The organism is Pseudomonas sp. MB-090624 (assembly GCF_003205245.1).
Taxonomy (GTDB): Bacteria; Pseudomonadota; Gammaproteobacteria; order Pseudomonadales; family Pseudomonadaceae; genus Aquipseudomonas; species Aquipseudomonas juntendi.
The window spans coordinates 40,782-60,725 of sequence record NZ_QJRK01000013.1; the positions used below are offsets into that span (position 1 = coordinate 40,782).

17 protein-coding genes are annotated in these 19,944 nt (G+C 63.5%); 6 read left to right on the forward strand and 11 right to left on the reverse strand.

What is annotated here, in order from left to right:
* Position 1: 1 nt before the first annotated feature.
* The 5 genes from DMX12_RS09545 to DMX12_RS09565 are packed head-to-tail and all read right to left on the reverse strand — an operon-like array spanning position 2 to position 4,240.
* Positions 2-643, reverse strand: coding sequence for a hypothetical protein (locus tag DMX12_RS09545; protein ID WP_110677231.1), 642 nt, complete (start codon positions 641-643; stop codon positions 2-4).
* Positions 640-1,446, reverse strand: coding sequence for an SDR family oxidoreductase (locus DMX12_RS09550; protein WP_054912784.1), 807 nt, complete (start codon positions 1,444-1,446; stop codon positions 640-642). Before DMX12_RS09550 ends, DMX12_RS09545 begins: the two co-directional genes overlap by 4 nt.
* Entirely contained in the window at positions 1,433-2,113 is a 681-nt protein-coding gene (locus tag DMX12_RS09555) for a TenA family transcriptional regulator (RefSeq protein ID WP_110677233.1), read from the reverse strand. The genes DMX12_RS09550 and DMX12_RS09555 overlap by 14 nt, the downstream gene beginning before the upstream one ends.
* A gap of 8 nt (positions 2,114-2,121) precedes the next feature.
* Positions 2,122-3,573, reverse strand: a complete 1,452-nt coding sequence (locus tag DMX12_RS09560) for an AMP-binding protein (RefSeq protein WP_110677235.1) — start codon at positions 3,571-3,573, stop codon at positions 2,122-2,124.
* Positions 3,563-4,240: a thermostable hemolysin gene (locus DMX12_RS09565; RefSeq protein WP_009685551.1), complete on the reverse strand. Its 678-nt coding sequence runs from the start codon at positions 4,238-4,240 to the stop codon at positions 3,563-3,565. Before DMX12_RS09565 ends, DMX12_RS09560 begins: the two co-directional genes overlap by 11 nt.
* A 168-nt stretch (positions 4,241-4,408) precedes the next feature.
* Between DMX12_RS09565 and DMX12_RS09570 the strand changes: the two genes are divergently transcribed.
* Positions 4,409-5,464, forward strand: a complete 1,056-nt coding sequence (locus DMX12_RS09570) for a HEAT repeat domain-containing protein (RefSeq protein WP_110677236.1) — start codon at positions 4,409-4,411, stop codon at positions 5,462-5,464.
* 77 nt (positions 5,465-5,541) lie between these two features.
* Entirely contained in the window at positions 5,542-7,158 is a 1,617-nt protein-coding gene (locus DMX12_RS09575; RefSeq protein ID WP_110677238.1) for a response regulator, read from the forward strand.
* Between the two features lie 5 nt (positions 7,159-7,163).
* Here DMX12_RS09575 and DMX12_RS09580 read toward each other — a convergent pair whose 3' ends face one another.
* Complete coding sequence (locus tag DMX12_RS09580) at positions 7,164-9,236, reverse strand: PAS domain-containing sensor histidine kinase (protein ID WP_110677240.1); 2,073 nt, start codon at positions 9,234-9,236, stop codon at positions 7,164-7,166.
* Between the two features lie 240 nt (positions 9,237-9,476).
* Here DMX12_RS09580 and DMX12_RS09585 point away from each other — a divergent pair, with 240 nt between their 5' ends.
* Positions 9,477-10,283, forward strand: coding sequence for a CSS-motif domain-containing protein (locus DMX12_RS09585; RefSeq protein ID WP_029887132.1), 807 nt, complete (start codon positions 9,477-9,479; stop codon positions 10,281-10,283).
* 22 nt (positions 10,284-10,305) lie between these two features.
* Here the strand turns inward: DMX12_RS09585 and hppD are convergent, their stop codons facing one another.
* Positions 10,306-11,382 carry a 4-hydroxyphenylpyruvate dioxygenase gene (gene hppD, locus DMX12_RS09590; protein ID WP_009685557.1) on the reverse strand — a complete coding sequence of 359 codons (1,077 nt, stop codon included), beginning with the start codon at positions 11,380-11,382 and terminating at the stop codon, positions 10,306-10,308.
* A gap of 311 nt (positions 11,383-11,693) precedes the next feature.
* Here hppD and DMX12_RS09595 point away from each other — a divergent pair, with 311 nt between their 5' ends.
* Entirely contained in the window at positions 11,694-13,280 is a 1,587-nt protein-coding gene (locus DMX12_RS09595; protein WP_110677242.1) for an EAL domain-containing protein, read from the forward strand.
* A 33-nt stretch (positions 13,281-13,313) separates the two neighbouring features.
* Entirely contained in the window at positions 13,314-14,201 is an 888-nt protein-coding gene (gene rarD, locus DMX12_RS09600; protein ID WP_029887129.1) for an EamA family transporter RarD, read from the forward strand.
* Here the strand turns inward: rarD and DMX12_RS09605 are convergent.
* Positions 14,164-15,735 (reverse strand): TerC family protein, encoded by a 1,572-nt coding sequence (locus DMX12_RS09605; RefSeq protein WP_054903822.1) that lies wholly within the window; start codon positions 15,733-15,735, stop codon positions 14,164-14,166. The two genes, rarD and DMX12_RS09605, sit on opposite strands and share 38 nt — an antisense overlap.
* A gap of 309 nt (positions 15,736-16,044) precedes the next feature.
* Here DMX12_RS09605 and DMX12_RS09610 point away from each other — a divergent pair, with 309 nt between their 5' ends.
* Complete coding sequence (locus DMX12_RS09610; RefSeq protein ID WP_110677244.1) at positions 16,045-16,626, forward strand: LysE family translocator; 582 nt, start codon at positions 16,045-16,047, stop codon at positions 16,624-16,626.
* A gap of 37 nt (positions 16,627-16,663) precedes the next feature.
* On the opposite strand, the gene DMX12_RS09615 is transcribed toward DMX12_RS09610, so the two are convergent.
* The 3 genes from DMX12_RS09615 to DMX12_RS09625 all read right to left on the reverse strand — a co-directional run bounded on the left by DMX12_RS09615 (position 16,664) and on the right by DMX12_RS09625 (position 19,846).
* Entirely contained in the window at positions 16,664-17,464 is an 801-nt protein-coding gene (locus DMX12_RS09615) for an AraC family transcriptional regulator (protein WP_110677310.1), read from the reverse strand.
* Positions 17,465-17,502: 38 nt separating this feature from the next.
* Positions 17,503-18,621 carry a glycosyltransferase 61 family protein gene (locus DMX12_RS09620; protein WP_110677246.1) on the reverse strand — a complete coding sequence of 373 codons (1,119 nt, stop codon included), beginning with the start codon at positions 18,619-18,621 and terminating at the stop codon, positions 17,503-17,505.
* 70 nt (positions 18,622-18,691) lie between these two features.
* The gene (locus DMX12_RS09625; protein WP_009685564.1) at positions 18,692-19,846 is read right to left on the reverse strand and encodes a hypothetical protein; all 1,155 of its coding nucleotides are present in this window, start codon (positions 19,844-19,846) and stop codon (positions 18,692-18,694) included.
* Positions 19,847-19,944: the final 98 nt, after the last annotated feature.

The window sequence follows — 19,944 nt, forward strand, 5'->3', positions numbered from 1 at the left end:
TTCAGTCCTGTTTGTCCTTGATTGCCTTGAGTAAAGCCGCGATATCCGCCCGCCGGCCTTGGTCCGCCAGTTCACGCCCCGGCCGCGGCGGCGCCTGCAGGGCCTTGTGCAAGGCAGCAGTGGCTTCAGCGTAGCGCTTTTGCCGGTACAAGTGGTCGGCCCAGAAATAGTTGCTGTCGATGCCGTTGGGGTTGATCTTCAGGGCTTCGCGCAACAGCTGGTCCGCCTTGTCGCCGTCACCGAACCCTATCGGCCAGCCCGGCACCTGGTCGTAAAGCGTGCCAAGGCTGGTATAGGCCGAGCCCTGCAGGGCATCAGGGTCCAGCTTCATGGCCTGCTCCAGGCTGGCCTTGGCTGACTTGACCTTGCCCAGCGCACCGAGCCCACCCACGGCGCCAGCCCAGCTGCTGTTGATGATGCCTTCCCAGATCAGCGGCTCGGGGGTGCCGGGGTGCTGCCTGACGAATGCCGCCGCCTCACCGGACAACTTCTCGAAAGCATCAGCGCGCTGGGCCTTGGGCGTCTGATACTGGATTTGTGCCCAACGCTGTTGCAGCGCGCTGAGCTGCTGGTTTCCGGCTGGGTCCAGTGCCCAGGTGAACGGGGTGAACGCCAGCAGGCTGACGAAGGCCAGTCGCTTCATTTGCTCGACTCCTTGATATGGCCGCCAATGTAGCGGCGAATGACAGGCAATTGCTTGCGCAGGGCACGGTCGACCACCCCTGGCAACATGCCGTTGATGCGTACGAAGAGCTTTTCCGGCCACCCCAGGTACAGCTCGCTGCGCTCCGACTGGACGGCCACGAGCACGGCGCGGGCGACATCGGCCGGGTCGTCCATGCCGACCTTCAGCGCCTGGTTGAGCGCGGTGGCGGCGCTGCTGTTCATGGTGGTGCGGGTGGCCCGCGGGGCGGCATACAGCACATTCACCGTGGTATCGGCCAACTCACGGCGCAACGCCTCGGAGAAACCGCGCAGGGCGAACTTGCTGGCACAGTACGTGGCGTAGCCGGGGTAGCCGATCGAGCCGTAAGTGGAACCGACATTCACCACCAGCGCCTTGGGTTGCTCGCGCAGCAGGGGCAGGCAGGCACGGGTCAGCTGCAGGGGCGCCTTGATGTTGATGTCGAGCAATTCATCCAGCGCGTACTCGTCCAGCTGGTCCAGCAAGGCAAAACGGTTTACACCGGCGGCATTGATCAGCACATTGACCCCGCCCATTTCGCGGGCGCGGCTGACCACCTGTTCACGCCCGGTCGGCGTACGCAGGTCGGCCGTTTGCCAACGCAGGCGCTCAGGGTAGCGGTTCATCAGCCCCGCCAGCTTGCCCATGTGCCGGCTTACCGCGAGTACCCGGGCACCGGCTGCACACAATTGCTCGGCCAGTTCCAGGCCGATGCCGCCACTGGCCCCGGTCAGCACCACCACCGACTCATGCAAGCGCATGCTGCACCTCGGCATGCTCAGTGCGTGGCAAACCTTCGAACATGGCGGTATACAGCGGGTACACCACCTTGGCGGCGTGCAGCACCGCCTGCTGGTCGGCCACGTCGTCCAGCCGGTCCATCAGGCTTTTGTAGGTGACCATGTGGTCCTGGTCCAGCGCGCCGTGGGAACTGAGGTAGCTGAAGGCCTGGTTGGGCAACCCGAGGGTGCTCTGGATCGCCCCGGCAGCATGGGTGGCCAAGGCGATGCTGGTGCCCTCCAGCACGTTGACCATGCCGAACAACCCCACCGGGTTGCCCCGTGCGATAAGGTCGTACAGATAGGCAACCATCAACTCGATGGGCAAGGCAGGCAGGCCGTCGCGTACCGCCTCCCAGTCACCGCCACAGGCCTTGATATCGTTGAGGATCCACTGCTCGTGGCCGTACTCCTCCTGGATGTACTCGCACACCGCGCCGCGCAACCACTCCAGCCGCGCCGGCAGCCGCGCGCCGCACGCCATCATCAGCGGTACGGTATGGCGCACGTGGTAATAGGCCTGGGTGAGGAAGGCGATGTAGCTGGCCCGGCTGACCTGGCCGGCCAGCGCCTCGCGAATGACCGGCACCGCGAACAAAGCCTGACGTTCGTGGCTGGTTTGCAGCTGCAGGGTGTCGAAAAATGACATGGTAGACCTCATGACGGAATGTCGGACAACAAGGGTTGATAACGCTGCAGGATCGCCTCACGGCGTGGGCGGCCATTGGCGGTCAGGGTGTGCTCGGCGACCGAGAATGGCGCTGGCAAACGCCGCCAGGCATGCACCCTGGCGTAGTCGGGCAAACTGGCATTACTGTGCTGCACGGCCTGCTCGATAGCCGCGTCCGTGGTGCCCGGGGCGAGCGGCCAGAGCAAGGCCACGTTGCGCGGCATGCCCTCGCCATGAACGAACGCCTGGGCGATCACCCCGCTCTGGGTCAGCTCGGCTTCTACCCATTCAGGGTTGACGTTGCGCCCGAAGCTGGTGATGAACTGGTGTTTCTTGCGCCCGTTCAGGTGCAGGTAGCCTTCATCATCGAAAAAGCCCAGGTCGCCGGTAGCCCACCACGCGGTTTGGCTGGGCGTGTCGCCCAGATAGCCAAGCAGCAGGGTCCCGGCAACCAGCACCTCACCGTCTTCGGCGATACGCACCTGCACATGCGGCAAAGGCCGGCCGACACTGCCTGGGCGCACCGCACCGGGGCGGTTCAGCGCCACCACAGAGGCACATTCCGACAGCCCGTAGCCCTCGAATACCGGCAAGCCTACGGCCTCGGCCCGCGCCAGCAGGCTGGGCGCCACACGGGCGCCACCCACCGCAACGAAACGCAGCATGCCAACCCCCATCAGCCCGCGCTCGATTGCCGTGACCAGCCCCAGCAGCAGTTGCGGAACCAGAATCAGGCTTTGTGCGCCGCTCAAGGCGATGGCCCCGAGCAGCCGCTTGAAATCGACCTGGCTGGCCCCCCCCATGCCCAACTGGGCCTGTGGGTACAGCATGACACTGGCCCCTGCCAGCAAGGCGGCGTAAACGCCCAGGTTCTCCAGCAACACGCCCAGCGGAAGCACAGCGAGGTAGCGCCGAGGCTGCGTAGGCCGGCTGGCCTGTTCCAGTTCGTGTGCGACCCGCAACATGGCCTGCGCGCTCAGGCACACGCCTTTGGGGTTGCCGGTACTGCCAGAGGTGTAGGTGACCTTGGCGGTGCCTTCAGGCAGGGCCACCGCAGGCAGCGTTGGCCGCGACCAGAAGCCTTGCTGGTCGACGAAACCCAGCCGCCCGAGCAAGCTCTCCCAGGCGGGCGGGCCGAGCACCAGGCTGGCGCCGCTCTGTTGCAGGCAATGCTCCAACTGGGTTGGGCTGAAGAAGGTGGGCACCGTCACGCAGGCGCGCCCCGAGACCAGCGCGGCCAGGTCCCACAACAGCAGTTCGGGACCGTTATCCAGCCCCAGCACCAGCACACCGGCCTGACGCTGGCGCAGGGCCTCGGCACGCTGTAGCACCTCGGCAAGCAACTGCTTGTAGGTGTAGCGTGCACTGGCCCCTTCCAGCGCGGGCGCATCACCATGGGCCAGCAATGCCTGCCAGAAACGTTCAAGCTCAAGCGGCATGGCCGGTCTCCTCGTCCAGCACCGGAAAGCCCAGGCGGCGAAACACACCAGCGCTACGCAGCAAGTCGAAGCCCTGGCCGATTTCGCCCGCGTACACCTGCGGATGCTGGGCGTAATAGCTGCCCCATTGCGCAACGGGCTCGTCCAGGCGTGCCGGGTCGGCCTGCGCCAGCACGGTAGGTGCCAGGCCCAGGCGCTGGAAACTGTTGATCAAGGTGGAGGCACCGGTGAACGCCACCCACTTCAGCCCACGGGTGGCAAGCAGCCAGGTCACGGCGGTGATCATGATGCGTGCGCTGCCGGCGCTCAGCGACGCCAGGTTGCCGACCTCGACCATGCACTCGCGGGCAACGGGCAGGCTGGTCAGGCGCGAAACCGCGGTTTCCAGGGGCACGTCCAGGTAACGCTCGAGAAACAGCGGCCCACTGCTGGCCGGGCGCAGACCCGCCGCCGCGATCAAGTGCCCGTGGCTATCACGCAAGGCCAGCAACTCGGGCAGGTAATGGTGTACATCGGCGTGGTGAACTTCAGCGAAACAGCGATGAATGAACTGCTCGAGCGCCTCCCGGTCAGGGTCGTCCGGCAGGTGCAGGGACAAACAGCCGTGATGCGCTGCATGGGTGCCTATCGGCAATGGGAGCAGGTGGCTCCAAAGGGTATGGGTCATGGAACTCCCCCCTGATTAATGGGTTGGGCGAAGTATCAGTGACGAATCTGAAGGGAATCTGAAGCCGGCTGAACAAACGCCCGGAAACCGAACGGTCGATAGCCAAGCCGTTGCTTTTATCTACCGCCTGGCCCAAGCTCAGCCCTTCTTGCCGCCATGGACCCCCCGATGCCCAGACGCAACCGCTACCTGATCGCCGTGCTGCTGTTGATCCTGGCATCGGCCCTGTTCGGGTACCTGTGGCGCGATACTCCGCCAGCCCAGCCAGCCTTGCCGGCGCATAGCTATGCCAAGGCCCTGCGCCAGGCCCACGACGGTCGGCCTGGCGCTGCCAGGGTGCTTTACCAGCAGTTGCAACGCACCGACTTGCCCGCCATCCGGCGCGCAGCCCTGTACGCCGAGCTGCCCAACTACCCTTCGCCACTGGCCTTGAAAATCGCCCGGCAAGACCTGGAACACGCCGAGCCACTGGTGCGCCGTGCCGCCATCGCAGGTATCCGCCGGCTGCTGCCTGCGGCGCAGCGCAGCCTGGTGCTTGGCCCGCTGCTGGACGATGACGACCAAAGCGTGCGCTTCGCTGCCGTGGACGCCTTGCTTGGCCTTTCCCCGGATGACATAGGCCTGTATTTCGGCCCGCTGCAGGCGGCCCTGGAGCAATACCAGCAAGCGCTGGCGCAACAACCCGAGGAAGCAGACGCGCAAGTGCACCTGGCGCGCTTGTACATGCACGAAAATGACTACACCCAAGCTGCGGTAGCCCTGCAACGTGCATTGACCGTCGCCCCAGGCAACCTCGATGCGCTGGCCACCCAGGTGCGCCTGCTGGAACGTCAAGGCCAGCACGATGCCTCACGCCAGGTGCTCGGCAAGGCATTGGCCCTGAGCCCGGACTCGGCCTTCCTGCAATACCAGCTGGGGCGCTGGCTGATCCGCCACCAGCAACGTGAGTACGCCTTGCTGGCACTGTCCCGCGCGGTTGAACTGGACCCGGACAACGTCGATTACCGCTATACCCTGGCGGTGACCCTGCATGCGCTGGAGCAACTTGATGCGGCGCAGAAGCAGCTGGAAACCGTGCTCAGCCAGCAACCGGCCAACCGTCGCGCGCGGGTGTTGCTGATCCAGTACTGGAAAGAATCCGGCCAACTTCAGAACGTGCAGGTGCTGCTGGCCGAGCTGGAGCAGCAAAACCCGGATGACCCCGCACTGCAGCAAGGCCTCTAGGCCTGCCTGAAACCTGTTGAACCCTGAGCCCGTGCCCAGGGTCCAGTGGTTATCAGGCCACTCTGCAGGAGAATGCCTTGGCCAGTTCGTTGGCGCTGGATGAACGTGCGTTGATCCTCGCCCCACCGCCGTTGGCGGCGCAAACCTCGCACCTGCTGTCGGCGGCCGGCATCGATTGTCTGTGTGCCACCGACCTGGCGCACCTGCATGCGCGCCTGGCAGAAGGCGCCGGCCTGGCGATCATCGCCGAGCAGGTGTTCAACGCAGGCCCTAGTGCCCTGCTGCAGGCCTTTATCGACCAGCAACCGCACTGGTCGGATCTGCCCATCGTGCTGGTGACCCAGGGGGCATGGTCGGCCACCCGCGTGCACAATCACCCGGTCGGCAACCTTACCCTGCTGGTGCCCCCTTTCGGCGACGACCAACTGCTGCACATGACCCAGTCCGCGCTGCGCCACAGGCGTCGGCAATACCTGACCCGCGACCAGCTTAAAAACCTGCAGCAGCGGCTGGATAACGGGCTCGCCCAGCCTGATGAGCCGACGGAGCGCTACGCCCAGGCCCGCTTCCAGGCGCGCAAGATGGAAGCTATCGGCCAACTCGCTGGCGGCGTGGCCCACGATTTCAACAACCTGCTCACCAGTATTGGCGGCAGTTTCGAGCTGATCGACCGGCGCCTCAAGCAAGGCCGCGCCGACGGCCTGGACAGTGTGTTGCGCCTGGGCCGCGAAGCGGTGTCACGCGCCGCCCGCCTCACCCACCGTCTGCTGGCCTTCTCATGCAGGCAGTCGTTGCATAGCCGATGCGTCAACCTGCATACCCTGTTGCAGACCAAGCAGCTGAAGGCTCAACTCAAGCCAGGGATAAAGCTGCAGGTGAGCATCGCCAAAGGCCTGTGGAACGCGGAAGCTGACGACCAACAATTGCGCGAGGCCCTCGACAATCTGATCCTCAATGCCTGTGAAGCCATGCCCAGCGGTGGCCTGCTGCGGATCGAGGCAACCAACCAGCCTATCTACAGCAGCCCCATGGTCGACGGCCCCCTGACCGCCGGCGATTACCTGCGCCTGAGCGTGATCGATAACGGTCAGGGCATGGCGCCAAGTACACTGGAGCACGCATTCGAACCCTTCTTCAGCACCAAAGCGACCAGCCAAGGCATCGGCCTGGGCTTGTCGATGGTGTACGGGTTCAGCAAGCAATCCCATGGCCATGTCACCCTGCACAGCCAAATTGGCAAGGGCACGCGGGTAGACCTGTACCTGCCGCGTCACATCGACCAGGCACCCTCGCCCGCCCAACCGCTGGTACCTGCGCAAGCCACACACGGCCACCGGGTGCTGTTGGTCGAGGACGACCTGCATGTTCGCGAACTGCTGTGCCAGGCCCTGCGTGACAATGGCTTCACGTGCCAGAGTGCGGCCAACGCCGAGGAGGGGCTTGAGGTGCTACGCGCCTCGCACCCCATCGACCTGCTGATCAGCGACGTAGGTTTACCCGGCATGAACGGTCGGCAACTGGCGGAGATTGCACGTAGCTTGCGCCCCCGGTTACCGGTGCTGTTCATTACCGGCTACGCGGAAACCGCGATGGCGCGCGAGGGCTTTCTGGGGTGTGATATGCACCTGATCTGCAAGCCATTCGAACTGCGACAGCTGCAGGAACAGGTGGCCATGATCCTTGGCCAACCCTGAGGGGCTCACTGTTCAAGCATGCGCAACGCCTGGTCTGCCAGGTCTGCCAGCGAAAACGGCTTGTTCATCAACGCTGTGCCAGGCTGTTCGAGCAACTGGGGCTCCACCGGTTGCCCCGCATAGCCCGTGATGAACAGGATGTTCTGCTGCGGCAGTTGCATGCGCATGGCCTTGGCCACCTGGCGCCCGCTGAAGCCGCCCGGCAAACCGATATCGGTGATCACCAGGTCGAACGGACCGTCATGGCGAAACCGCTCCAATGCGGTATTGGCGTCGCTTGCGTCAACCACCTGGAAGCCGCGCTCAACCAGGTATTCACGCATCACCGCGCGCAGATTGAGTTCGTCATCCACCAGCAGCAGCCGCTCGCCCTGGGCCATGCGTTGCGTCCTTTGCACCGGTTTGCACTCATCAGGAAGCGGCTCGAACGTTCTGGGGAACAACATCGACACCTTGGTGCCCTGGTTCGGCGCAGACTCGATCCACGCATAGCCCCCCGACTGGCCGACAAAACCGTAGACCATCGACAGCCCCAGGCCGGAGCCACGGCCGATGGGCTTGGTGGTGAAAAAAGGCTCGAACGCCTTGGCGATTTCCGCAGCCGACATGCCGTGGCCATCGTCCTCAACATGCAAGGCCACATAGTCACCCGGCGGCAGCCCGTTCTCGTCCGGGAACGCCGCGGTCAAGCGTTCGTTGACGCTGCGGATCGTGACATTGCCCCGCTCCAGGCACGCCTCGCGGGCGTTGGTACACAGGTTGATCAATGCATTTTCGAGCTGGGTGACATCCAGGTTGACCACCCACGGGGCGACGTCCAGTTGCCAGTGCAAGCACAACTCCGGACCCAAGGTCCTGCGCAACAACGGCTCGCACAGGCGCAACTGCCGGTTGAAATCCAGCGGCTTTGGCGCCAAGGGTTGGTGGCGGGAAAAGGCCAGCAAACGGTGGGTCAGCTCCATGGCCCGCATCACCGAATCGCGGGCAACATCCACATAAGCAGCGATCCGCTCCGGGCGCCCCTCCTGGAGGCGGCGCTGGAGCAGCTCAAGGCTACCGCCGATACCAGAAAGCAGGTTATTCAACTCATGGCCCATGCCCCCGGCCAGTTGCCCCACGACTTCCATCCGTTCAGTGTTGCGCATCAGCGCTTCGGACTGGCGCGCCGCCTCTTCGCGGTCCTCGCTGATATCCTGGCCGACTACGGTGAGCAAGCGCCCGTCGAAGCGCGCGCTCCAGCGGAAGGTATGATAATGCCCATCGCGGTGCCGCAAGCGGGTCTCGATCGAGTCTGCGCTGCTGGCTTGCAGTAACGCCGACACCACCACCTGCACCTCGGTCCGATCTGCCGGGTGCACCAGTTCCAGTACCGACACCCCCTGGATCTGCTGTTCGTCCCAACCCAGCACCCGGTGCCAGGCGGGGTTGGCGGCATGCACCTTCAGCTCCGGGGTAACCCTCATCATCGCATCGCGTGACATCTGCCAGATCTGCTCGCGCTCCAGCACATGCCGCTCGATCTGCTGCTCGAAGCCTTGCGCCTGCTCGCGCCAATGCCGGTGTGCCTCGACGCTGGCAGTGGTCTCGATCACCGTGTGCAGAAAGCCCGCGACATTGCCTTGCTCATCGTGCAGGGGCGCGTAACCGAATGCGCACCACAGTGGCTCGCCGCACGGGTCACTGCCGATGCGCAAGGGAGGGTCCTCGACAAAGTTCGACTGCCCTTCCAGGGCCTTGAAAACCCACGGCCCCACTGTCGGCCAGATTTCGCGCCACAGCGTGTCGAACGCCTGGCCGAGCCCATCCGCAGCGCCGCCGCGCAATGCACGGTAGGCATCATTGTGCACCACAGTCAGGTCTGGCCCCCAGACCACGGCACAGGGGAACGGCGACAGGTGCATCATATCCACCGCGATGCGCAACGAAGCCGGCCAGCGCGGCAGCGGCCCTAGGGAGGTGCGGCTCCAGTCCAGCTGCACGATCCGGTCGTCAACCGGCCTGCGGGCTGCGACAGCAGGCGGGTGAAGGCGGATCTGTGGCTCAAGGCCATGTGATGATTTTTTGGCGACCAATGTCATGGCTCCAGCATGGCCAAGGGGGCTGCGGGTAATGCTATTGAAGTTAGCACAGCACGTTCGGCCCACCATGGCGGAGTTCAAGGTGCTGGCCCGGCTGGCAGGCCGATAGGGCTTACGCAGGTTTGCGCAATTACTGTCACGCGCGCTTTCTTCGGCCTACAGCCGAACGACCATCGAACACCTAGGCTTTGGGCTCGGCTGTTCAACTGGAACAGCGTTGCAGCGGAGCGCAATAGGTCTATGTCGTACATCGTCAACGCCGGGCGTAGCATGCTGGAGTTGCTGTTGCTGATCGTGGTGGGGCTGGTACCCGTGGTATCCGGGTTGCTGGTGATGATCCTGCAACTGCAAACGAAACTTGCGGAGAATGCGGCTGTTTCCGTGAAGGAAGCGGTTTACAGTGTCGATCAGGCATTCAACCGCATGCAGGAAACCGCGTTGCGTTCACTACCGCTGGCCGGGCAGCCTTGTGCCAGCGCCCTGAACACCTTGCAGGATCATGTCACCAGCCTGTCCATGCTCAGGTCCCTCACGCTGGTAGAGGACGAGCAGGCCTATTGCAGTACCACGCCGGACCCGCTGGAGGATTTGACCGCATTTGCCACGTCTGGCCGCCAGGTCGAGATTTCCTATGGGCTCGCCGATACCCGCCGCAAACTGCTGGTGAACCTGTATACGGCCGACAATAACCAGGGTGTCATTGTCACGGCGTATGCCTCGCAGCTTCGCAGCGAGCTGGACGCTTTCCAGGACGGGTTGACGCTGCTGCTGGAATTCGACGACCGCTACCTGTGGAGTGGCGGCGACAGCCGCGCCGGCGCACGCCCCTCGCAGGACGAGTTTTCGACCAGCATGCTTTCGCAGAAATACGGCTACCGGGTCGTAGGGGGCTATGCCGAAGGTTTCACCGCGCGGGAGATTCGCCAGTCGATGCGCCAGACCCTGCCCTCCTTGCTGCTGGTGGGGGTTCTGACCGCCTCGGTGGTTTTCCTGGCGCTGATGAAAGGGCGCGCGAACAGGCGTAGCCGCGCCGCCGAAGGGACATGACGGCGGCGCCACTACCAGCGTGTCAGTCGGTGCTCAGCACGCCGCGACGCACCTGGTCACGCTCGATGGATTCGAACAGGGCCTTGAAGTTGCCTTCACCAAACCCGTCGTCGCCTTTACGCTGGATGAACTCGAAGAACACCGGCCCGAGCAGGGTTTCCGAGAAAATCTGCAGCAGCAGGCGCTTGTCTTCCGGCTGCGAGGCACCATCGAGCAGGATACCCCGCGCCTGCAACTGATCGACCGGCTCGCCATGGCCGGGCAGGCGCTCTTCGAGCATTTCGTAATAGGTTTGTGGCGGCGCCGTCATGAAGCGCATGCCGAACCCCTTCAGCGCGTCCCAGGTCTTGAGCAGGTCATCGGTCAGGAAGGCAACGTGCTGGATGCCCTCACCGTTGAACTGCATCAGGAACTCCTCGATCTGCCCGGCACCTTTCGACGACTCTTCGTTGAGCGGAATGCGGATCATGCCATCCGGGGCGGTCATCGCCTTGGAGGTCAGGCCGGTGTACTCACCCTTGATGTCGAAGTAGCGGATTTCACGGAAGTTGAACAGCTTCTCGTAGAAGCCCGCCCAGTAGGCCATGCGCCCGCGGTAAACGTTGTGGGTGAGGTGGTCGATGACCTTGAGGCCGGCACCGACCGGGTGGCGGTCGACACCCTCGATGAAGTTGAAGTCGATGTCGTAGATCGAGCTGCCTTCCTCGAAACGGTCGATCAGGTACAGCGGCGCACCGCCAATGCCCTTGATCGCCGGCAGGCGCAGTTCCATCGGGCCAGTTTCGATTTCTACCGGCTGCGCGCCCAGCTCCAGCGCACGGGCATAGGCCTCATGGGCATTGCGCACACGGAAGGCCATGCCACATACCGATGGGCCATGCTCCGCGGCAAAATACGATGCGATGCTTTTGGGTTCGTTGTTCAGAATCAGGTTGATGCCACCCTGCCGATACAGGTGCACATTCTTGGAACGGTGGGTCGCGACCTTGGTGAAGCCCAGCATCTGGAATACCGGCTCCAGTACGCCAGGGGCCGGGGCCGCCAGTTCGATGAACTCGAAGCCCATCAGGCCCATTGGATTTTCGAAGATATCAGCCATGTTCGTGTCCTCATCTGCAGCTAAAAATTAGTGATTGCGTGGGATGCGGAACAGAAATGGCGGGGCGCACGGGATACCTCGCACGCTGCGGGCGAGGAAGTCACCTATGATCAGCTTGAACCCATGGTATGTCATATGGACCCATTCTCGGCGGGCTTGATCCTTCGGCACTGAAGGACCTTATTGTTTTATTCGTAAACCGATTCTACATTGCGTAAATGCCTTTGTCGCGTTTTTGTTAAGGCCCCTGCCCGACTAACGGCTATGCTCTGTTAACCCTTCAGCGTAGCCTTTCAACGTAGCCACCCAGCATGCCCCTTACAGCCAAACACCGCAGCGTCTTCAGTTGGCGCACCCTGTTACCGCTGGTGGTCGGTATGGTGCCGGTAGTGAGCGGCCTGGCGATCATGCACTGGCAGATCGAACGGGAAATGAAGGCCAGCAGCCACACCACCACGCAGCAGGTGCTCGGCCATATCGAACATATCCTCGACAACCTGTCGAGCGCCGCCGACAGCTTGCTGGCGCACACCGATGTCCCCTGCGAGCAAGCCCAGTTGCTGTTGCGCACCCAGGTCACGCGCAACGCCTTCGTGCGCTCCACCAACCTGTTCAGGCACAACAGCATTTATTGCACGTCGCTGTTCGGCGCATTCGATGAGCCAGTCAATCCCGCCGACTATGTCGATGGCAAACTGTGGCTGATGGATGGCAACTCGGTCACCCCCGGCCACCCACTGTTGGTGTACAGGGCCAGCCAAGGGGACCACGGTGCGATCAGCACGGTCGACGGCGATCACCTGCTGACGGCGCTGCGCCTGATAGGCGCCGACGAAGCGCTGTACATCCGCGTCGGCGACGCCTGGATGGGCAAGGACGGCATCGTGCACCATGGCCAGCCGCCGGCCGCTGATCACGCCAATGTGCTGCTGGCCTCCACGCGTTATCCGCTGAGCGTACAGGGCGGGTACAGCGCCGCAGAGCAAAGCCGCCTGTGGCGCAGCCATTACCCTGCCCTGCTCGGCATGCTGCTGGTGCTGGGCGTGATCGCAGGCCTGGTATGCCACTGGCAGGTGCGCCGCGCCAACTCACCCCGCGCCGAGCTGAGGCGGGCGCTGGAGGCCGACGAATTCCTGCCGTACTTTCAGCCGGTGGTGCGCAAGGGTGATTACCGCTGGGCCGGCGTCGAAGTGTTGATGCGCTGGAACCACCCTCAAGAGGGGCTGGTACGCCCAGACCTGTTCATCCCCTACGCAGAGCACAGCGGGCAGATCGTGGCCATGACCCGGGCACTGATGATGCACACTGCGCAAGCCCTGGCGCCCTATGCAACGCTGCTGGAGGACGGCTTCCACGTCGGCATCAACATCACGGCCGACCACTGCCGCGACCTGACTTTGCTGGAGGACTGCCGCACGTTCCTGCAGCACTTTCCCCCAGGCCGGGTGGTGCTGACCCTGGAGCTGACCGAGCGCAAGCTCATCGAACCCACGCCCGTGGCGCTCGAGCTGTTCGAAAAGCTCGATGCCATGGGGGTGAAGATCGCACTGGACGACTTTGGTACCGGCCAGTCCAGCCTCAACTACCTGCTTCAGTTCAAGGTCGATTACCTGAAGATCGACCAGCGCTTCGTGGCCATGATCGGTGCCGATGCGCTGTCGGTGCATATCCTGGAAACCATCATCGAATTGTCAGCCAAACTGGGCCTGGGCATTGTCGCCGAAGGCGTGGAAACCGAAACGCAGCGCGATTACCTGGCTAGCCATGGCGTGGACTATCAGCAAGGCTACCTGTTCGCCAGGCCCATGCCTGCACAGCAGTTTCTCGAAGCGCTGGCCACCCGCCCCGGCGCCTCGCGGTTGCCGCAAGCCGCGCCCCCTGAGATCATTGGCGGCTGACCTTACCGCTCCACTCCTGTATTCGAGGCATTCGTGTCAAAAGGCATTGTTTCATCCGTCGTGGCGTCCTGCATGTTCGCCGTGATGTACTTCTATACCTCGTTGCTCAGGCCACTCGATGGCGAAGAGATATTCGGCTGGCGCACGCTGCTGACCCTGCCCTGCCTGACCTTGTTCATGCTGGTTTCGAAAGACTGGAAACGCGTCGGCCAATTGCTGGGGCGCGTGCGCCGCACGCCGGTGCTACTGCTCGGCATGCTCGGCACTTCGTGGCTGATGGGGGTGCAATTGTGGCTGTTCCTGTGGGCGCCCCTGCACGGGCGCAGCCTGGAAGTGTCGATGGGCTACTTCCTGCTGCCGCTGGCCATGGTCCTGACCGGGCGGCTGGTGTACGGCGAGCGCCTGTCACGCCTGCAGGCAGTGGCCGTGGCCTGCGCCGCACTGGGTGTGGGCCACGAACTCTACCAGCATGGCAGTTTCGCCTGGGAAACCCTGGTGGTGGTGACCGGCTACCCCGTCTATTTCGTACTGCGCCGGCGCTGCGGCACCGACCACCTGGGTGGCTTGTGGTGCGACATGTGCCTGCTGCTGCCCTGGGCGCTGTATTTCGTGATGCAGGGGCCGCTTTCCAGCGCTGACCTGCAGGCGCACCCAGGGCTGTATGCGCTGATTCCGCTGCTGGGGGCGATCAGCGCCTGCGCCCTGATCGCCTACGTGCTGGCCAGCCGCTTGTTGCCGTTCAGCCTGTTCGGCCTGCTCAGCTACGTCGAGCCCGTGCTGCTGGTGGGCGTGGCGTTGCTGCTGGGCGAAACCATCGGCCCGGACCAGTGGTTGACATACCTGCCGATCTGGGCCGCCGTGCTGGTGCTGGTGCTCGAAGGTTTCAAGCACCTGCTGCGTCAGCGTCGCCGTTCGGTGTAAGCCGCACCTGCCTTACCCGCCGTTCTTCGATCGCCTCCACGGTCAGCGTCCAACCATTCCAGCGCAACTGATCACCCACCATTGGCAGGCGGTCAAGCAGGCTCATCACCAGCCCGGCGAGGGTCTGATAGTCCTCGGTGGCCCGGGCGCTGAAGCCGGTACGCGCCTGCACCTGGCTGAGGTTCAAGGCACCACTGACTACGAAACCCTCACCTTCCTGCACGATGCCAGGGCCGTCAACCTCGCTGGCATCCGGCAATTCGCCAGCGATCGACTCCAGGATGTCGGTCATGGTCAGCAGGCCGGTGAAGTCACCGAACTCGTTGACCACGAAGGCAATGTGCGTGGACTGGCCGCGCATCTGCTCCAGGGCGTTGAGGATACTGAAGCTTTCCAGCAGGTTCAGCGGTACCCGGGCCATGCCTTCCAGGTCGGGCTGGTTACCCGACAGCACCTCCTTGAGCAGCTCTTTCTTGTGCACGAAGCCCAACGGCTCGTCGATTCGGCCGCCGCGTATCAGCGGCAGGCGCGAATACGGCGAGTTGGCCAAGGCCTGGGCAATGGCCTCGGGCGGCTGCGCCAGGTCAATCACATCGACCTCGGTACGTGCGGTCATCACCGTGCGAATCGGCCGCTCGGCCAGGTTCAGCACGCCGCTGATCATCACCCGCTCGCGACGGTCGAACAGCACCTGTTCTTCGCCACCCTCGACCAGGTCGGCGATTTCCTCGCCCACCTCGTCAGCTTCGACGCGGCGGCCGCCCAGCAGGCGCAGCACGGCATGCGCAGTGCGCTCACGCAGCGGCTTGTGCTGCTGCAGGCTGCGCTTGCGCCGGGCGCGCGCCAGCTGGTTGAACAGCTCGATCAGGATCGAGAAGCCAATGGCCGCGTACAGATAGCCTTTGGGTATGTGGAAGCCCAGGCCTTCGGCGGTCAGGCTGAAACCGATCATCATCAGGAAGCCCAGGCACAGCATGATCACCGTGGGGTGGGCGTTGACGAAGCGGGTCAGCGGCTTGCTGGCAACGATCATGATGCCGATCGAGAAAATCACCGCGATCATCATCACCGACAGGTGCTCGACCATACCCACCGCAGTGATCACGGCGTCCAGCGAGAACACCGCATCCAGCACCACGATTTGCGCGACGATTGGCCAGAACGCAGCATGACGCAAGGTGCCGCTGGCTTGGGTCACATGCCCTTCCAGGCGTTCATGCAACTCCATGGTGGCCTTGAACAGCAGGAACACACCACCGAACAGCATGATCAGGTCACGGCCGGAGAAGCTCTTGCCGAACACCTCGAACAGCGGTGCCGTGAGGGTGACCATCCAGGAAATGCTGGCCAGCAGGCCCAGACGCATGATCAGCGCCAGGCTCAGGCCAATGACCCGGGCACGGTCGCGTTGATGCGGGGGCAGCTTGTCCGCCAGGATGGCGATGAACACCAGGTTGTCGATACCCAGCACCAGCTCGAGGACGATAAGCGTCAACAGGCCTAGCCAGGCAGTAGGATCGGCTAGCCATTCCATTAGCGGGTACTCACGAGGGCAGCGTCACGAGGACGGGGAAGGTTTGGCCAGGACGGCCACGAACTGGGGGGCTCCGCGAAGGTGCTCATATAGACCTTGATAACAATTAGGGAGAATGATGCTACAAGGACATCAGGATTGTCCGACAGCGTAAAACTATTACAAAACCTGTAACAGGCCGGCGGGCGGAATGAGGCCGGCCGCTGGGCGCGCATTTCGACGGGTCGCCTGGTGCGGGTACTTTCGTTCAATACACCCCACCGCGCGACCGGCCAGCATAGCCGCCTCACAACAAAATGGATCGCCTTCATGAGCTTGTCCCTCTCCATGGCCGCCTTCGCACTGGCGGCTTCCATCTCCCCTGGCCCGGTCAACATCGTCGCGCTCGGCAGCGGTGCCCGCCATGGCCTGCGGGCCAGCCTGGGCCATGTGACCGGCGCCACGCTGGGCTTCTGTGTGTTGCTGGTGCTGGTCGGCCTGGGCCTGCACCAACTGCTGGTGCGCTGGCCGGTGCTGGGCCTGCTGTTGCACTGGGGCGGTGTGGCGTTCCTGCTGTACATGGCATGGAAACTGGCCAGTGACAGCGGCGAGCTGGGCAGCACGCACCCCGAGCAGGCACCGTCGGCCTGGCACGGCGCCGCCATGCAGTGGCTCAACCCCAAGGCCTGGTTGGCAGCGGTGGCCGGGGTTGGCGCCTACACGGGCGGCGAGCAGCAGCTGCTGTGGCTGTTCACCTGGATCTACGGGCCTATCTGTTTCATTTCGGTAGCCTGCTGGGCCTGGGCCGGCAGCGTTATCCGCCAGTACCTGGGCAACCCGCGGCATATGCGCCTGCTCAACCGAGGGTTGGCCGTGCTGCTGGTCGGCAGTGCGCTTTACCTGGTGATCTGAGACCGGCCCGGGCCCGCCTTTGGCGGCAGACGCTGGCCTATGCAGGCGTGCAACCGCGGGCGCCAGCATTGCGGTAATGCCCCGGTGTTGCCGCCAGGTGCTGCTTGAAGGCGCGCTGCAAGTGCGCCTGGTCGGCGAAACCGGCTGCTTGTGCCACCTCGGCGATAGCCCGCCCTTGGCGCAGGTGCGCCCGCGCCAGTTGCACGCGCTGGTCGAGCAGATAGCCGTGGGGGGTCAGCCCGAAGTGTCGGCCAAACGCGCGGATCAGGTAGGAACGCGAAAGGCCACAGGCAGCACAGATATCCTCAAGCCGCAGTGCATCGCAGCGATGGGCACGGATGAACGCGGCTGCGGCCTCCAGCCGTGGGTTACGCACTTCGGCGGCCTGCGCGCTGCCCTGCAGCAGGGCGGGCAATTCGCGGAACAGCGTGGCCAGGCGCGCCTCGCGGTCCGGCACACTGGCATCGAACAGCTCGGCAAAAGCCTGCAACAGCCGCTGGTACAGCACGGCAGAGGTGCTGAGTGTCTGCACCGGCAAGGTGAACCCCAGCGCCTGCAGCCACGGCCAGTCGACGAACAGCATCAGATAGGACCACGGCTCCCCTGCAATCGGGTTGCAGGTATGCACGACCCCAGGGTTCATCAGGACGGTAGTGCCCGCCGCAACCTCATGGCGCTGATCGCCATTGAGGTAAGTGCTACGCCCACCGGTGATCACCCCAATGGAAAAACTTTCGTGGGAGTGCGCGGCGTAGCACACCTGGCGCCCGTCGCCTACCTTGCGGGCCTCGACAAAGGGTAGCGCAGGGTCGCGCCAGAACCGTGATACCTCGAGCATTGCCATCCCCAGTTGCCGTGTGCCTGGATACTACACAGTTATTGCGGGAACAGGTCCAGGGTGCGTTCCACTTCACCGATATCGACCCTGAACCCGTCGCCTTCCGGCAGGCCGACCACGAAGCCGAAGTGTTGCTGATCCCGGTCGGTCAGGTACTTGTAGTAGCTGACGAAGCGGTTCGGCGGCTGCAGCGTCAGCAGGCAGCCACCGGGCTGCAGCACATTCACGCCATGCACCAGTTGGCTACCCTCCACCCCAATCACCACCTTGGCCCCGGCACAGGCGGCGATGATGCTAGGCACATCCGACTTGAGCGGGTTGACGATGCGAAAACCCCGTGTAACCCGCAGGTGCTCGGCAAGCGCCAGCTCGTTGCGCAGCAGGCGCAGGTCACCATCACCGCCGCGCAGCAGGAACACCCCCGGGTGCGGCGCATGGGCGACATGCGCCAACAGCTTGTCGCCCATGGCACGGTAGCGGGCATGCCGGCTGCGGTTGTTGCTCTGGTCGTCGAACAGCACCAGCTCCCGGAAAAACGCACTGCGCAGGCGCAGCGGCTGCATGTCCAACCAGTCTTCGTAGGCCGGTGCCTGGGTGAACAAGGGGTACCTGGCCGACGGTGCCGTGGTCACCGGCACACCCTCGTTGCAGGCCAGCGCATACGTGGGGCAATCCTCCATCAGCCAGGTACCGAACCACGAGTTGCCATTCTGCGTGCAGTAGATGGCAGCGCGGTCGATTTCATGGTCCACCACAATGCGCGGGAAGGTGTTCGGCTTCTGCGACAGCCAGTGGCTGGCCTTACCCTTGTACAACGCCCCGTCGACCAGCCAGACATCCTTGATCAGGTAACCACGGGTCGGCCCTTGCAGCGCACTGATACCACCCTCCATGGTGCGCGCCGGGTGCACGTAGGGGTAGAACCGCTTGCCTTCCCATCCGGTGACCCGCTCCAACTGCCCCGGCAGGTAAATGGCCGGTGGCGACACCGTGGTCTCGCCCGGGGCGATGTCCCAACTTTTGCTGGCAAGGCTCTTGACGTCGATTGGCGGGGTTCTGCCCAGCCGTTTGCGTGCGATGTAACGGTAGGCAGCCAGGGTCCAGCTGCGTGGCGCAGCGGCCGGCGAAGCATTGAACTGCGAGATGTCGCTTGTCATGAAGCGTCCCCTTGATGGCGAGGTTCAGCGCATGGCGCAATAGGATGACTCAACGCATCCGTGCGCCCCTTCAACTGCACATGACGCGCTGCATGATGGGGGGAGACTGCTGGTTGGCGTAGCGGTTGCGCAGGGCTTGCACGAAGGTTTCGCCAGTGGCGTTGTCGCCGTAGAGGTAGATCTTGTGCAGGCCGCCGAACACCATCTCATGGTAGCGGCTGGCAACTTCGTCATCGCTGGGGCCTGCTGGCAGGCCCAGGTGCAGGGTCAGTTTGTCGCCTTCCATTGCAAACATGGGCGTGTCCCACAGAAACTTCGCCGTACCGGTCTTTGGCAGCCGCACGAACAGGTAAGCATGGTTGCCCAACGAATCGATGTCGCCCCCACGCCGCCGCTTCCACTTCAGCAAGCCGTCGTCCGGGCGCGCCAGGCACAGGCCGATGTCGTAATAATCGAAGCCGTGTTCCAGCGCCCATTCCAAGGCCATGAAGGTGGTGATCGAGTTCACTTCGCGCAACTTCCTGGCGTCTGAAAACACCGCTTCGCAATAGCCGAAGCGCAAGGTGCTCCAGTAACGCTTGCCATCGCGCACCACCTCGCAGCCGAGGTGGCAGCCGATAACCTCATCGCCGCAGGTAATCAGGTCGAGCCGCCCGACACTCTGGGCAATGCGGAACACTTCGTCGGTGGGAAACTGCGCCGCATGAATGCCCTGCCTGGCAGTCGCGTACGGCCGCAACAGCTCACGGTCGGCCATGGCAATTTCATCATCGGCAAGTGCCTGACGCATCTGGTAAAGCGGGCGGTTCTTGCGAATGCTGCGCCGCAGTTCACTGTCGTAGCGCGCGGTGATGTCTTCCAGGGGGCGCCCGAGTGGCACCACGGCGCTCAGATAGTGCGGCACCGATAGCGCGCCGGTAGTGGGCATTTCGCTGATCAGCACCACATGGTCGGCAGGTGCGCTGGCACTGGCGCTTTCCACGATCGCCGCACTGCCCTGCCCCTTGCCGCCAATCAGCAGCTTGGCCATTTCCCGTTGGTGCTTGCGGCCGATGTAAAGGATCTCGTAAGGGCTTTCCTGTTGCAGCCGAAACCTGGCAACTTCCCAGCGCCACAAACAGGCGCGCGCCATTACCTCACGCACTTGGCTGCCCAACTGTCTGATTTCGTAACGGGTGGAGGGCGATATGAATTTTCGCGCCGCTGCGGTCAAGGTCGCTTTCATTTCTTCTTCCACGTCCTTTGAAGTGCCAGGGTGTATCGGAACAAGACAGATAAACAGCGAAAAAACATCTAACCCATTGATATTCAAAGGTTAGGTCG